Source organism: Allobosea sp. 117 (genome assembly GCF_000702305.1).
Lineage (GTDB): Bacteria > Pseudomonadota > Alphaproteobacteria > Rhizobiales > Xanthobacteraceae > Ancylobacter.
This window is the reverse complement of the sequence record NZ_JNLC01000011.1, coordinates 152,431-166,691: the sequence shown is the minus strand read 5'-3', so window position 1 is coordinate 166,691 and position 14,261 is coordinate 152,431. Positions and strand designations below refer to the sequence as shown.

The 14,261-nt window shown below is 71.0% G+C and carries 13 protein-coding genes; 5 read left to right on the top strand and 8 right to left on the bottom strand.

The genetic code is table 11. The annotated features are described in order from the left end of the window. The first annotated feature begins 46 nt into the window (after window positions 1-46). Together accD and U742_RS0107430 are read left to right on the top strand one after the other, a co-directional pair. Window positions 47-979: an acetyl-CoA carboxylase, carboxyltransferase subunit beta gene (accD, locus tag U742_RS0107435; RefSeq protein ID WP_029351595.1), complete on the top strand. Its 933-nt coding sequence runs from the start codon at window positions 47-49 to the stop codon at window positions 977-979. A gap of 19 nt (window positions 980-998) precedes the next feature. Then, window positions 999-2,369 carry a bifunctional folylpolyglutamate synthase/dihydrofolate synthase gene (locus tag U742_RS0107430; protein ID WP_029351593.1) on the top strand — a complete coding sequence of 457 codons (1,371 nt, stop codon included), beginning with the start codon at window positions 999-1,001 and terminating at the stop codon, window positions 2,367-2,369. 11 nt (window positions 2,370-2,380) lie between these two features. Here the strand turns inward: U742_RS0107430 and U742_RS0107425 are convergent, their stop codons facing one another. Both U742_RS0107425 and infC read right to left on the bottom strand, forming a co-directional pair. After that, complete coding sequence (locus tag U742_RS0107425; RefSeq protein ID WP_029351591.1) at window positions 2,381-2,791, bottom strand: VOC family protein; 411 nt, start codon at window positions 2,789-2,791, stop codon at window positions 2,381-2,383. A 137-nt stretch (window positions 2,792-2,928) separates the two neighbouring features. Beyond that, complete coding sequence (infC, locus tag U742_RS0107420; protein WP_029351589.1) at window positions 2,929-3,453, bottom strand: translation initiation factor IF-3; 525 nt, start codon at window positions 3,451-3,453, stop codon at window positions 2,929-2,931. Between the two features lie 284 nt (window positions 3,454-3,737). On the opposite strand from infC, the gene U742_RS0107415 reads away from it, so the two are divergent. Beyond that, the gene (locus U742_RS0107415) at window positions 3,738-4,526 is read left to right on the top strand and encodes an alpha/beta hydrolase (protein ID WP_029351587.1); all 789 of its coding nucleotides are present in this window, start codon (window positions 3,738-3,740) and stop codon (window positions 4,524-4,526) included. Between the two features lie 3 nt (window positions 4,527-4,529). Here the strand turns inward: U742_RS0107415 and rsmD are convergent, their stop codons facing one another. Both rsmD and U742_RS23700 read right to left on the bottom strand, forming a co-directional pair. Then, on the bottom strand, window positions 4,530-5,084 hold the full coding sequence (gene rsmD, locus U742_RS0107410) for a 16S rRNA (guanine(966)-N(2))-methyltransferase RsmD (protein WP_029351585.1): 555 nt from the start codon (window positions 5,082-5,084) through the stop codon (window positions 4,530-4,532). Window positions 5,085-5,101: 17 nt separating this feature from the next. Further along, the gene (locus tag U742_RS23700; protein WP_029351583.1) at window positions 5,102-7,528 is read right to left on the bottom strand and encodes a pseudouridine synthase; all 2,427 of its coding nucleotides are present in this window, start codon (window positions 7,526-7,528) and stop codon (window positions 5,102-5,104) included. Window positions 7,529-7,617: 89 nt separating this feature from the next. On the opposite strand from U742_RS23700, the gene U742_RS0107400 reads away from it, so the two are divergent. Beyond that, entirely contained in the window at window positions 7,618-8,046 is a 429-nt protein-coding gene (locus tag U742_RS0107400; RefSeq protein ID WP_029351581.1) for a nucleoside deaminase, read from the top strand. A 5-nt stretch (window positions 8,047-8,051) separates the two neighbouring features. On the opposite strand, the gene U742_RS0107395 is transcribed toward U742_RS0107400, so the two are convergent. Continuing rightward, a complete protein-coding gene (locus U742_RS0107395; RefSeq protein ID WP_081852879.1) occupies window positions 8,052-8,954 on the bottom strand; it encodes a patatin-like phospholipase family protein in 903 nt (300 codons plus the stop codon). Window positions 8,955-9,073: 119 nt separating this feature from the next. Between U742_RS0107395 and U742_RS0107390 the strand changes: the two genes are divergently transcribed. Continuing rightward, entirely contained in the window at window positions 9,074-9,559 is a 486-nt protein-coding gene (locus tag U742_RS0107390; RefSeq protein WP_029351577.1) for a cupin domain-containing protein, read from the top strand. Window positions 9,560-9,565: 6 nt separating this feature from the next. Here the strand turns inward: U742_RS0107390 and purD are convergent, their stop codons facing one another. From purD to U742_RS0107375, 3 genes are all read right to left on the bottom strand, one after another. Continuing rightward, window positions 9,566-10,831, bottom strand: a complete 1,266-nt coding sequence (gene purD / locus U742_RS0107385; protein WP_029351575.1) for a phosphoribosylamine--glycine ligase — start codon at window positions 10,829-10,831, stop codon at window positions 9,566-9,568. 66 nt (window positions 10,832-10,897) lie between these two features. After that, window positions 10,898-12,898 (bottom strand): MacB family efflux pump subunit, encoded by a 2,001-nt coding sequence (locus U742_RS0107380; RefSeq protein WP_029351573.1) that lies wholly within the window; start codon window positions 12,896-12,898, stop codon window positions 10,898-10,900. Window positions 12,899-12,906: 8 nt separating this feature from the next. Continuing rightward, on the bottom strand, window positions 12,907-14,115 hold the full coding sequence (locus U742_RS0107375) for an efflux RND transporter periplasmic adaptor subunit (RefSeq protein WP_029351570.1): 1,209 nt from the start codon (window positions 14,113-14,115) through the stop codon (window positions 12,907-12,909). Between the last annotated feature and the right edge of the window lie 146 nt (window positions 14,116-14,261).

Below are 14,261 nucleotides of genomic sequence, written 5' to 3'. Positions count from 1 at the left end.
TCCGCGATGTCCGGCCGGAGCCGACGCCTCATCCCGGAGTGAGCCCTTGAACTGGATCTCGAATGTCGTCCGCCCGAAGCTGAACAGCTTCCTCAACCGGCGCGAAGTTCCGGAGAACCTCTGGGTGAAATGCCCGGAGACCGGGCAGATGGTGTTCCACAAGGATCTGGAGGCGAACCTCTTCGTCATTCCGGGTTCCGGCTTCCACATGCGCATGGACCCGATGAGCCGCCTGCGCTCCATCTTCGACGGCGGCAAGTGGTTCGACGTGGCGCTGCCGCAGGTCGCCGCCGACCCGCTGAAGTTCCGCGACGAGAAGCGCTATACCGACCGGCTGAAGGATGCCCGCGCCAAGACCGGCGCGCAGGACGCGGTGAAGGTCGGCTATGGCAAGCTGGAAGGCCTGCCGGTCACCATCGCGGTGCAGGATTTCGGCTTCATGGGCGGCTCGCTCGGCATGGCAGCCGGCGATGCCGTCGTCACCGGGCTGGAGACCGCCGTCTCGCGCGGCACGCCGTTCATCATGTTCGCGTGCGGCGGCGGGATGCGCATGCAGGAAGGCATCCTCTCGCTGATGCAGATGCCGCGCACGACCTGCGCGGTGCAGGAGCTGCGCGAGGCGAAACTCCCTTATATCGTCGTGCTCACCAACCCGACGACCGGCGGTATCACGGCTTCCTACGCCATGCTGGGCGACGTGCAGATCGCCGAGCCGGGCGCGCTGATCTGTTTCGCCGGCCCGCGCGTCATCGAGCAGACCATCCGCGAGAAGCTGCCTGAGGGCTTCCAGCGCGCCGAATATCTGCTGGATCACGGCATGGTCGACATGGTGGTGCATCGTCACGACATGCGCGCGACCCTCGCCCGGCTCTGCCGCCTGCTCACCCGCGCGCCGCAGCCCGTGCGCGAGACCATCGAGCCGGCGGGCGAGGTGCCCGCGCTTCCCGCCGCCGCGCCGCCCGCGCCGGCGTCCGCCTGAGCCGCAGGGTCCTCCTGCCATGCCAGCGCCCGTCGCCGCCCCCGGGTCGCCCGGCCCGCGTGGCATCCGGCCGGGGCCGACCGACGCCATTCTGGAGCGGCTGCTCGCGCTGCATCCGAAGCTCATTGACCTGTCGCTCGATCGCATGCACCGGCTGCTCGACCGGCTCGGCAATCCCGAGCGGCGTCTGCCGCCGGTGATCCATGTCGCCGGCACCAACGGCAAGGGCTCGACCGTCGCGGTCATGCGCGCCGTGCTGGAGGCGGCGGGCAAGCGCGTGCACGTCTACACCTCGCCCCACCTCGTGCGCTTCAACGAGCGTATCCGCCTCGCCGGCCATCTCGTCGACGACGAGCGCCTCGCGGGCGCCCTCGACCGCGCCGAGCGGGCCAATGACGGCGCCCCCATCACCTTCTTCGAGATCACCACGGCGAGCGCCTTCCTGCTGTTCGCCGAGGTGCCGGCCGACGTGCTGCTGCTGGAGGTGGGCCTCGGCGGGCGGCTCGATGCCACCAACGTGGTCGAGCGCCCGCTCGCCAGCGTCATCACCCCGGTCTCCATCGACCATGTCGAGTTCCTCGGCGGCACGGTGGAGAAGATCGCGGCCGAGAAGGCCGGCATCCTCAAGCGCGGCGTCATCGGCGTCGTCGCCCGCCAGCCCGCCGAAGCGCTGCGCGCCATCGAGCGCCAGGCGGCGCGTGCCGGGGCGCCGCTCTACATCATGGGCGAGCAGTTCCAGGCCTATGAGGAAGGCGGTCGGCTGATCGTGTCCGACGAGGCGGGCCTGCTCGACCTGCCGCGTCCGCGCCTCGTCGGCCCGCATCAGATCGAGAATGCCGGCCTCGCGGTGGCGACGCTGCGCGCCGCCGGGCTCGTCCTGCCGGCCTCCGCCTTCGAGCAGGGCGTACGGGCGGCGGAATGGCCGGCCCGCCTGCAGCGGCTGGGACCCGGGCCGCTCACCGCCCGCGCGCCGGAGGGCACCGAGGTCTGGCTCGACGGCGGCCACAACGCCGCCGGGGGGCAGGCGCTGGCCAGCGCGCTCGCCGACATCGAGGACCGCGCGCCGCGCCCGCTGGTGTTGATCGTCGGCATGCTCGGCAGCAAGGATGCCGGCACCTTCCTCGCACCCTTCGCCGGCCTCGCCCGCGAGCTGATCGCGGTGCCGGTGCCCGGCGAGGCCGGCAACCTCACCCAGCGCGGCCAGCCGCCGGAAGCGATCGCCGCCTCGGCCGCCGCGCAGGGCATCGCCGGTTCGGTAGCCGGCAGCGTCGCCGAGGCGCTCGATGGCCTGCGCGACTATCCGGTGGGTCCGCCGCCGCGCGTGCTGATCGCCGGCTCGCTCTATCTCGCCGGCGCGGTACTGGCCGAGAACGGCAACCTGCCGGACTGACGGATCGCGCCTCAGCCGACCGCGCCGGGTGCGCCGCCCCAGCTCTCGGGAGAGACGTCGGCGATCGACTGCGAGAACGTCCAGCGCCGGCCGGCAAGGTCCAGCGCCGTGTATTGCCGCTCGCCGTACGGATAATCGGCCGGCAGGCTCGCGATCCGCGCGCCGCCGCGCTTCGCGCGCTCGAAATGCGCGTCCATGTCCTCGACGCGCACCATGACGGCGTCACCGGGCGCCGCGCCATCCGCCGAGCGCGTCAGCACGACGGCACCGTCGCCGACATTGAGCTGGACGCGGTGATCGCCTATCGCCAGCCGCAGCGTGAAGCCGAACGCGTCGCACAGCCAGGTCGCGGCGGTTGCGACATCGGCATAGGCGAGCTCCGGGATCACGGTGCAGGCGGGCATCGACCGATTGGGTCGCATGTCGTGTTCTCCGGTGAGCCCTTTCCCGTCGGATGGACACATCCGAACGACAAGAAAGTGCTCCAGCGGCCGGAGCTTACAGTCCACGTCATCGTGACCGGAGCCCCGGCCACGACGTTCACGCGATCATGCCATGCTCAGCGCGGAGCGAGCACCATGATCATCTGCCGGCCCTCGAGCTGCGGCTCGGATTCCACCTTGGCCAGGGTCGCGAGCTCGTCGCGCACCTTGTGCAGCAGCTTCAGCCCGATCTCCTGATGCGCCATCTCGCGGCCGCGGAAGCGCAGGGTGACCTTGACCTTGTCGCCTTCCTCGAAGAAGCGGTGGATCGAGCGCATCTTCACCTCGTAATCGTGGGTGTCGATGCCGGGGCGCAGCTTGATCTCCTTGATCTCGACCACGTGCTGCTTCTTGCGGGCCTCGTTGGCCTTCTTCTGGTTCTGGTACTTGAACCGGCCGTAATCGAGGATCTTGCAGACCGGCGGCGTCGAATTCGGCGCAATCTCGACGAGGTCGAGGCCAGCTTCCTGCGCTATGGCGATCGCCTCGCGGGTCGGTACGACACCACGGTTCTGACCGTCCTGGTCGATGAGCTGGACTTCACGGATGCGGATGTCTTCGTTGACGCGCGGGCCTTCCTTTTCCGGCGCGACGGGTCTCATGGGGCGGCGAATGGCGGTCCTCTCCTCTGCCGTTTCGACGGGGTAGCTTCACGGGGCGCCTCGCCGCGACGGGCGGCAAACGCAATGAGGCGCCGGGTAAAACGGTTGCAGAACATCGTGACAAACACCGCGGAAGTCAACGGCGGCGATGGGCGAATGCACGTTTCGGCGGCAACCTGAGCGAAGATTCCGAGCATATCCGGCGTCGAAAACTGGCCGAGGACGTGTCCGGCTTGCTAAGCACCCCGCGCGATCGTGTTCTCCGTGCCGCGAAAGGAACCCGCATGACCGACGACCAGCCGCTGTTTCTCGAAGTCGGCGAGGACGCGCGCCGCATCGCCGTGCGCGTGACTCAGGGCGCGAGCGAGCCCGGCCGGCCCGGCGTACTCTGGTGCGGCGGCTTCCTCTCCGACATGCGCGGCACCAAGGCCGAGGCCTTGGCCGAATGGGGCGCGCGTACCGGGCGGCGGGTGGTGCGCTTCGATTATTCCGGCCATGGCGAATCCGCGGGCGCCTTCGAGGAGGGCACCATCTCGCGCTGGACGCAGGATGCGCTCGCGGTGTTCGACCGCTTCTGCCAGGGGCCGCAGGTCATCGTCGGCTCCTCCATGGGCGGATGGATCGCGCTGCTCATCGCCCGCGCGCTGGCGGCGCGCGGCCCCCGCCCCGCCGCGGCGCCCTCGCTCGCCGCGCTGGTGCTGATCGCCCCGGCGCCCGACTTCACCGAGGAGCTGATGTGGAAGGCGATGCCGGACGACGTGCGCGCCGCCATCCTGCATGACGGCGTCTGGATGCGTCCCTCGGACTACGGGCCGGCGCAGCCGATCACCCGGCGGCTGATCGAGGACGGGCGCAGCAATCTCGTGCTCGGCGCGCCGTTCCCGGTCGGCTGCCCGGTGCGGATTCTGCAGGGCGTCGCCGACCCCGACGTGCCGTGGCAGCACGCCGTGCGCCTTGTCTCCTGCCTCGCCGAGGACGACGTGGTGCTCACCCTGATCAAGGACGGAGACCACCGCCTCTCCCGCCCCGAGGACCTGGAACGGATCATCGCCGCCGTCGAGGATGTCGCATGACACCTACCCGGCGCGCAGGAACACCAGCTCCGTCGTGTCGTAGCGGCGGCGCTCGATCTCCGTGAAGCCTTCCGGCGCCGTGAAGGCGGCTTCCGCCGCTTCCTCGACCAGCACCAGCGCGCCGGGCGCCAGCCAGCCGCCGTCGCGCGCGCTGGCGAGAGCCTGCTCGGCAAGGCCCCTGCCATAGGGCGGATCGCAGAAGACGAGGTCGAAGGCGTCGCTGGGTAGCGCGGTGCCGAGCTTGGTCGCGTCGCGCCGGAAGATGCGGGTGATGCCCCCCAGGCCCAGCGCCTCGACATTGGCGCGGATCAGCCCGCGCGGCTCGGCCGCCTCCTCGACGAAGACGGCGAACCTCGCGCCCCGCGAGAGCGCTTCCAGCCCGAGCGCCCCGGTGCCGGCGAACAGGTCGAGCACCCGCGCGCCGTCGGCGGCATCCTCATAGGCATGGGCGAGCACGTTGAAGATCGTCTCGCGCAGCCGGTCGGACGTCGGGCGCGTGGCGTTGGAGGAGGGGCCGCGCAGGGTGCGCCCCTTGAAGCGGCCGCCGACGATGCGCATGGCCCGGCGCCCTCACCTCAGCGGCGCGGGCCGCCGCCCGAAGGCCGGCCACCGGGCTTGCCGCCCGGCTTTCCGCCGGAAGGTCTGCCGCCCGAAGGCTTTCCGCCCGGCTTACCACCGAATGGCCGCCCGCCGGGCTTTCCACCCGAAGGTCGGCCGGCGGGCTTCTCGCCCGGCTTGCCGAACGACCGGCCGCGGCCCTGCTCGGATTTCACGCGCCCGCTATAGGGCCGATCGCCTTCGGGACGCTCGCGGCGCTGCGGACGCTCGGGCCGGTCTCCTTCCGGGCGCGGCCGGAACGGACGATCGCCTTCCGGGCGTTCGCGACGCTGCGGACGCTCGCCGTCGAGGCGCGAGCGGAAGGGCCGCTCGCCTTCGCCGCGTTCGGGCCGGGGCGCCCGGTCGGGGCGGTTTCCCTCCGGCCGCGGCCGGAACGGGCGGTCGCCCTCGGGGCGCTCGCGGCGCTGCGGACGATCCGAGCGCTCATCGCGCGGTCCGCGCTCGCGGAAGGGCCGGTCGCCCTCGGGCCGTGGACGGAATGGCCTGTCGCCCTCGGGTCGCTCGCGGCGCTGCGGACGATCCGAGCGCTCATCGCGCGGTCCGCGCTCGCGGAAGGGTCGGTCGCCCTCCGGCCGGGGACGGAATGGCCTGTCGCCCTCGGGACGCTCGCGGCGCTGCGGCCGGTCGGAACCCTCACCCTCAGGCCGGGGACGGAAAGAGCGCCCGCCTTCCGGCCGCTCACGACGGGGTGGCCGATCACCTTCCGGGCGCGGCCGGAACGGCCGGTCGCCCTCGGGCCTGTCTCCGCGCGGGGCACGTTGCGGCCGATCACCGTCTGGGCGGGAACGGAAGGGACGCTCACCCTCGCGGCGCTGCGGCCGGTCTCCCTCCGGGCGCGGCCGGAACGGCCGATCGCCCTCAGGCCGGTCTCCGCGTGGGGCGCGTTGCGGACGGTCGCCTTCCGGACGGGAACGGAAAGGGCGCTCGCCGCCGCCGCTCTCCGGCGCGTCGCGACGCGGACCGCGCTCGCGGAACGGCCGGTCTCCCTCCGGGCGCGGCCGGAACGGCCGCTCACCCTCGGGCCGGTCTCCACGCGGGGCGCGTTGCGGCCGATCACCGTCTGGGCGGGAACGGAAGGGACGCTCGCCCTCGCTGCGCTCGCGGCGCTGCGGCCGGTCTCCCTCGGGACGGGCGCGGAAGGTGCGCTCGCCGCCTTCGCTGTCGCGACGCGGGCCGCGCGGACGAAAAGGCTTCTCGCCCGCCGCACCCTCGCGGCGTTGCGGCCGGTCGCTCTGAGGGCGCTCGCGACGGGCGGGGCGATCCGGACGGAAACTGTCGCGGTCATCCTCGGTCCGGCGCACGCGCGATGGCGTGCGCTCGGAATCCGGCTCCGGATTGGTGCTCTTCACCCGTTGCACCAGCACCTTGCGGCCCTTGCGGTCGGCGACGACCCCCGCCGTCACCGTCCTGTCCTCGGACGGTTCGGTGTCGATCGGGCGGCGCCGGTGACGGTCTTCGGCACCCTCCGCCTTGGCGTAGCGCGGCCCCTTGGCGGAGCGCGAGGAAGCCGCAGCCGGCTCGCGCGGCGCTTCCTCGTCGACCGCGTGATCAAAGACCGGCGCGGTGAAGTCGGCGCCGGCGGCGGCCGCCAGCTCGGGGCCGATCTGGTCGGCGAGCACGCGGGTGCGCACCTCCTCGGCCGCGCCCTGCGCGATCTCGCCGAGCTGGAACGGCCCGTAGGACAGGCGGATCAGCCGGTTGACCTCCAGCCCGAGCGCGCCGAGCACGTTGCGCACCTCGCGGTTCTTGCCTTCCCGCAAGGCGAGCGTCAGCCACACATTGGCGCCCTGTACGCGGTCGAGCAGCGCCTCGATGGGTCCGTAATGCACGCCCTCGACAGTGATGCCGGCGATCAGCGCGTCGAGCTTGTCCTGCGTGATCTCACCCTTGGCGCGCACCCGGTAGCGGCGCAGCCAGCCGGTTTCCGGCAGCTCCAGCACGCGGGCGAGGCCGCCATCATTGGTGAGCAGGATCAGCCCTTCGGTGTTGAGGTCGAGCCGGCCGACCGAGACCACGCGCGGCAGGCCGCCAGGCAGGATCTCGAACAGCGTCGGCCGCCCCTCGGGGTCGAAATTGGTCGTCACCACGCCGCGCGGCTTGTGGTAGAGGAACAGCCGCGTGCGCTCCTTGTCCGGCAGCTTCCTGCCGTCGACGGTGACGACGTCGTCCGGTCCCACATTGCGCGCCGGGCTCGAAAGCACCTCGCCATTCACCGCGACGCGCCCGGCTGCGATCCATTCCTCGATCTCGCGGCGCGAGCCGAGCCCGACGCGGGCGATGACCTTCGCCACCCGCTCCGCCTCGCGCGGGCCGGCGGACGCGACGGCGCGCGGCGGACGGGGGACCTTGTTCTGGTCCTTGCGGGGCGGGGTGTTTTTGGGCATGGCTGCGATCCGATCTCAGGGCGGCGGTGCTATCACGTCCTGCGAGGGGACGCGAGCCTTTGACGACGACACCGCGACGCACCGATTTCATGGCGCTGGCGCTCGATGAGGCGGCGGCCGCGGCCGCGCGCGGCGAGGTGCCGGTCGGCGCCGTGCTGGTATGCGCCGGCGAGGTGATCGCGGCCGACGGCAACCGCACGCGCGAACAGGCCGATCCCACCTCCCACGCCGAGATGCTGGTGCTGCGCGCCGCCGCCGGCAGGCTCGGCACCGACCGGCTCTCGGACTGCGATCTCTACGTCACGCTGGAGCCCTGCACCATGTGCGCCGGCGCCATCGCTTGGGCGCGCATCCGCCGGCTCTATTACGGCGCCGCCGACCCCAAGGGCGGGGCGGTGGAGAGCGGCGTGCGCTTCTTCGCCCAGCCCACCTGCCATCACCGGCCCGAGGTCTATGAGGGCCTGCGCGAAAGCGAGGCGGCGGCACTGCTGAAGGACTTCTTCGCCGCGCGGCGCTGAGGCGCTCAGCCCATCACCATCTCGAGATGCCGCTTCACCTCGTCCTTCACCGGCTCGCAGGCCTTCAGGATGGCGGTGGCGCGGAAGAAGTCGAGCACGCGGAAGGCGTCGACATTCGGCCGGATCAGGATTTCCGGCGCGGCGGATTTCAGCTTCTCGCCGACGATGCTCGCCGCCATGATCTGCAGCGTGCCGAACATGGCCTCGAAGGCTTTCGGCACGGCCTTCGTCTCGCCGACCGGGCCGCCGGTGACGTCGACCGCCAGCACGATGTCGGCCCTGGCCCGCAGGAGGTCGAACGGCAGCGGGTTCACCGCGCCGCCGTCGACCAGAACATGGCCGTCATGGGCGACCGGCCGGCTGAGGCCGGGAATGGCGATCGAGGCGGCGACCGCCGGGCGCAGTGGCCCCTGCTGGAACACCCGCTCGCCGCGTTCCCAATAGTCGGTCGCCACGATTTGCAGCGGGATCGGCAGCTCCTCGAAGGTTTCCGGCACGACGTCGGGCAGGATTCCGCCGATCAGCTTCTCGGCGTCGATCAGGATCGGGTTGCCGAGGCTGCCGAACAGGTCGGTGATGCGGCCGACGCGGGCGCCGAGCAGGTGGCGCATCATCTCGCCGCGGTCGCGCAGCAGCGAAATGGTGAGCAGGCGGATGTCCTTCGCCGGCATCCCGGCGGCATAGGCGCTACCGAACAGCGCGCCGATCGAGGCGCCGGCCACCGCGACCGGACGCACGCCGAGTTCGTCCAGCGCCTCCAGCACGAGGATATGGGCGAGACCGCGCGCTCCGCCCGAACCAAGCGCCACGGCGATGCGCGGCCCTGCGGGCGGCGCTGCCAGGGTCGGTCCGTCATGCACGGCTTCAAGCCCGCGCCGGGCGCGGCGGTGGTGCGTCACGTCATCCATGGCGCCACGATGCCACGGCACGGCGGCAAATGTTTGAAGATTCGAATCGTATCGCTCTTTGCCTGCGTCCGGGCCTGTGGAACGCTGCCGTTCCCGTCCCTGGCAGCAGAGCAGAACCGATGGACCAAGCCGGCGCGCCGAAGCCGATCGCCATTTCCGCGTCGTCGGCGCCGGTGCGCACCAGGCCCTCCAACTATCCCGAGCCGTTCTTCTCGCGCATGGCGAAGCGCGAGAAGCGCCCGCTCGGCGATCTGTTCGGCCTCAGCAATTTCGGCGTGAACCTCACCCGCCTCGCGCCCGGCGGCGAATCCGCGCTGCTTCATCGCCACAGCCGGCAGGACGAGTTCGTCTACATCCTCGAAGGCGAGCCGACCCTCGTCACCGATGCGGAGGAGGTACTCCTGTCGCCCGGTATGTGTGCCGGATTCCCGGCGCAGGGCATCGCGCATCAGCTCGTCAACAGGACCGACCGGGACGTCGTCTATCTGGAGATCGGCGACCGCACCCCCGGCGACGAGGGCACCTATCCGCGCGACGACCTGAAGGCCGTGCTCGGGCCGGACGGCAAGTGGGTCTTCGCCCACAAGGACGGGCGGCCCTATTAGATGGGGTCAGCGCGCCAGCGCGCGCCAGGCGATGTCGCGCCGGCAGAAGCCTTCCGGCCAGTCGATCCGGTCGACCGCGGCATAGGCGCGGCTGCGGGCCTCCTCGACGTTTGGCGCCTGCGCGGTGACGTTCAGCACCCGCCCGCCATTGGCCAGCAGCTTCTCGCCGTCGAGCTTGGTGCCGGCGTGGAAGACATGCACGCCCTCGACCGTCTCGGCCTCCGCGATGCCGCGGATCTGCGAGCCCTTGCCGTAATCGCCGGGATAGCCCCTGGTCGCCATCACCACGGTGATCGCGGCCTCGGGCCGCATCCTCACGGCATGGCCGTCGAGCCGGCCGGCGGCGGTGGCGTGGAGCAGTTCCAGAAGGTCGCCGTCGAGCCGGGTCATCAGCACCTGGCATTCCGGGTCGCCGAAGCGGACATTGTATTCGATCAGTTTCGGCCCCTCGGCGGTGATCATCAGCCCGGCGAACAGCACGCCGCGATAGGGGCTCGCGGCATCGGCGAGCGCCCGCGCGGTCGGCTTGATGATCTCGGAGAGCGCGCGGCGCTCCAGCTCGGGGGTGAAGACCGGGGCGGGGGAATAGGCGCCCATGCCGCCGGTGTTCGGCCCCTCGTCGCCGTCGAAGGCGCGTTTGTGATCCTGCGCCGAGCCGAAGGGCAGCACGGTCTCGCCGTCGACGAGGCAGAAGAAGCTGACCTCCTCGCCCTCAAGGAATTCCTCGATCAGGATTTCGGTGCCGATCTCGCCCATGGCGAACACCTCGTCGACGGCGGCAAGCGCCTCGTCGAGCGTCATCGCCACCACCACCCCCTTGCCGGCCATCAGACCGTCGGCCTTCAGCACGATCGGCGCACCCTGACGCCGCACGAAGGCGCGGGCGGCCTCGGCATCCGCGAAGCGCCCGAAGGCGGCGGTCGGGATGTCGTGCTGCCGGCACAGCTCCTTGGTGAACAGCTTGGAGCCTTCGAGCTGCGCCGCCACCCGGCCCGGCCCGAACACTGGTATGCCCTCGGCGACCAGCCGGTCGGCGATGCCGTCGACCAGCGGTGCCTCCGGGCCGACGACCACGAGGTCGATCCGCTCGGCGCCGCACAGCGTGACGATGGCGTCGTGGTCGGTCAGCGGGATCGAGGGAACGCAGCGCGCATATTCGGCGATGCCGGGATTACCCGGGAGCGCGATTAGCGCGTCGAGCGCCGGGCTCTGCGCGAGCTTCCAGGCGAGCGCGTGCTCGCGACCACCGGAACCGAGCAGAAGAACTCTCATGCGGTTATCACTCCCCGTCGCCGTCTCGCTAGCGATTCGGGCGGCCGGGGGCAAGGGGTGGCGGGCCTATTCGTAGGCGAGCGCCACCACCGGATCGAGCCCGGCCGCCTTGCGTGCCGGCAGATAGCCGAAGACCAGGCCGGTGAGGAAGGCGCAGCCGAAGGCCAGCAGCGGCGGCAGCGCTGAGAGCACGATGCTGACCCCGAGCGCCTGCAGGATGAGCGCCGCACCGATGCCGAGCAGCACCCCGACGGCGCCGCCGACGCCGCACACCACCAGCGCCTCGGTGTTGAACTGCAGCATGATGTTGCTCATGCGCGCGCCGGTCGCCATGCGGATGCCGATCTCACGGGTGCGCTCGGTGACGCTGACCAGCATGATGTTCATCACCCCGATGCCGGCGACCAGCAGCGAGATGGCGGCGACGCAGCCGAGGACGAGGGTGAGCGTGTTCTGCGTCTCCAGCGCGGTCTCGAGGAACTGCGAGGTCGAGCGGATCTGGAAGTCCTCCGCCTGATGCCGCTCGGTGATCACGCGGCGGATCGCGGCCTCGGTCGCGTCGATGTTCTCCGTGCCCTCGACCTTGACCGTGACGGAGCTGACGAAGCGCTTTCCGAACACGCGCATGAAGCCGGTGGAGAGCGGAATGAGCACGGTGTCGTCCTGGTCCTGGCCGAAGGCGTTGGCCCCCTTCGATGCCAGCACGCCGATCACCTCATAGGGCACGTTCTTGACCAGCACGTAGCGGCCGAGCGGATGCGCGCCCTCGCCGAACAGGTTCTTCGCCACCGTCTGGCCGAGCACGATGACCGGCGCATAGGCGCGCACATCGTCGGGCGTGAACATCACGCCCGAGGCGAGCGGCCAGTCGCGCGATTCGAGATAGTCGGCGGTGGTGCCGGTGACGACGGTGAAATAGTCCTGCGAGCCGTAGCGCAGTGTGTAGCGGCCGGTGCGCTCGGGCGCCACCGCCGCCATGTGCGGCAGCGCCCGCAGCGCCTCGGCGTCCTCCGGCAGCAGGGTGGCATTGTCGCCGCTGGTGCGGATGCCGACCGCGCCGGGGCGGATGATCAGCAGGTTGGTGCCGATCTGCGAGATGCGCTCCAGCACCCGCGCCTTGCCGCCGTCGCCGACCGCCAGCATGGTGATGACCGAGGCGACGCCGATGACGATGCCGAGCAGCGTCAGCGCGGTGCGGAAGAGATTGGCGTACATTGAGGCGAAGGCCATGCGCACCGCCTCGCCCAGATCGGGCAGGAAGCGCATCAGCCCGCCGCGCCCGGCGACGCCCTGCGCCGGCAGGGCGGGGCGCGCCGGCTCGGGGGCGCGGCGCTCGTCCTCGATGATCCGTCCGTCCTGGAAGCGCACGATGCGGTGCGCGTGGGCGGCGACGTCCGGATCGTGGGTGATCAGGATCACCGTGTGACCCTCGGCGTTGAGCTCGGCCAGCAGCGCCAGCACGTCCTCGCCGCTGCGCGTGTCGAGCGCGCCGGTCGGCTCGTCGGCGAGGATGACCGGCGCCGCGTTCATCAGCGCGCGGGCGATCGAGACGCGCTGCTGCTGCCCGCCGGAGAGCTGGCTCGGGCGGTGTTCGGTGCGGTCCGCGAGGCCGAGCCGGGCGAGCAGGCGGTGCGCCCGCTCCACGCGCTCGGCTTTGGGCGCGCCGGCATAAATCGCCGGAATCTCGACATTCTCGGCGGCGGTGAGGCTCGGCAGCAGGTTGTAACGCTGGAACACGAAGCCGAAGGTCGAGCAGCGCAGGCTCGCCAGCTCATCCGGGTCGAGCCCGGCGACGTCGACCCCGGCGACCCGGTAGCTGCCGGCGGACGGCCGGTCGAGGCAGCCGACGATGTTCATCAGCGTCGACTTGCCCGAGCCCGACTGGCCCATGATGGCGACGAATTCGCCGGGCTGGATCGAGAGCGACACTCGGTCGAGCGCGCGCACCACGCTCTCGCCGTTCGGGTAGATGCGGCTGACCTCGGTGAGCTCGACGATCGACGGGGCGGCCTTGCCCGGCGCCGGGGCGGAAAGCTGTTCGGTGCGCTCGGTGCGGATGTCGCTCATCGCGCCCCCTAGCCGAGCCGGGGCGGCATCGCCGGCGGCCGGTTGGTGTTCGGGCGCTCGCCGCCAGCCGGCGCGCCGGCGCCGACCACCACCTTGTCGCCGACGGATAGTCCCTCGACCACCTGCGCGGTCGAGCGGTTGGAGAGGCCGATCTTCACCTTGCGCGTCTCGATGCCCTGCGGCGTGACCACGCGGACCGTGTGGCTGCCGTCCTTCCCCCCGCGCAGCGCCTGCATCGGCACCAGCGGCACGCCCCTGGCCTCGCCGAGGCGGAAGAACACCTGCGCGGTCATGTTGGTCATCAGCGTCAGGTCGGGATTCGGCACGTCGATCAGCACGTTGTAGAGCACGACGTCGTTGGTGATGGTCGGCGTCGGCTCGATCTGGCGCACCTCGCCGCTCCAGCGGCGGTCCGGCAGGCCGAGCGTCGAGAAATAGGCCGGCGCGCCGACCTTGATCTTCGGGATGTCGCCCTCCGCCACCTGGGCAGTGACGGTCATGGTCTGGAGATCGGCGATGCGCAGCACGATCGGCGCGCTCTGGTTGGCGTTCAGCGTCGAGCCCTCGCGGGCGGTGATGCTGACCACCGTGCCGTCCATCGGCGCGTAGATCTTGGTGTAGCCGAGATTGGCGAGATCGCCCTCGAGCGTCGCCTGTGTCTGCTTGATCTGCGCTTTCAGCGCATCGATCTTGGCGACGCTGATGCGCTCGGTGGCGTCCGCCGCGTCCGCCGCGTCCTTGCTGCCGGTCTGGTTCTTCAGCAATTGCTGGGCGCGCTCGTTGCGCAGCTTGTCGAGGGTGAGCTGGGCTTCCGCCTGCGCGAGCTGGGCCTTCAGATTGTCGAGGCTGGCGCGGTCGCCATTGACCCGGGTCTGGTAGACGGTCGGGTCGATCTCGGCGAGCAACTCGCCCTTCTTCACGATGGCGCCGACGTCCGGGATGATGGTCCGGAGCTGCCCGGACACCTGCGTGCCGACGTCGACATAGGTCTTGGGCTGCATGTTGGCGATGGCGGTGACGCTGGTCTCGATGTCGCCGAGCGTCACCTCGGCCGTCTCCAGCGCCGGCGCCGCCTCACGCTGCAGGACGGTGGAATAAGTGTAGTAGCCGCCGGCCGCGCCGGCGAGCGCGAGCGCCGTGAGGACGAGCGGCCAGCGCCGCCTGCTGCGGCGCGTCGCGACCGTCCGTTCGAACCCGCCCTCGGCCCGTTGCAGCATCCCGTTTCCCGTCTGTCGGCACCTGGAGCATTTTCCGCGAAAGTTCGCGATCGGAAAATGCTCCAGCCCTGTTTAATCGAGAGCCCTTTCTTGTCGATCAGGTGGTTCCACCCGATCGGAAACGGCTCTTGCCTGTCGTTACGGCA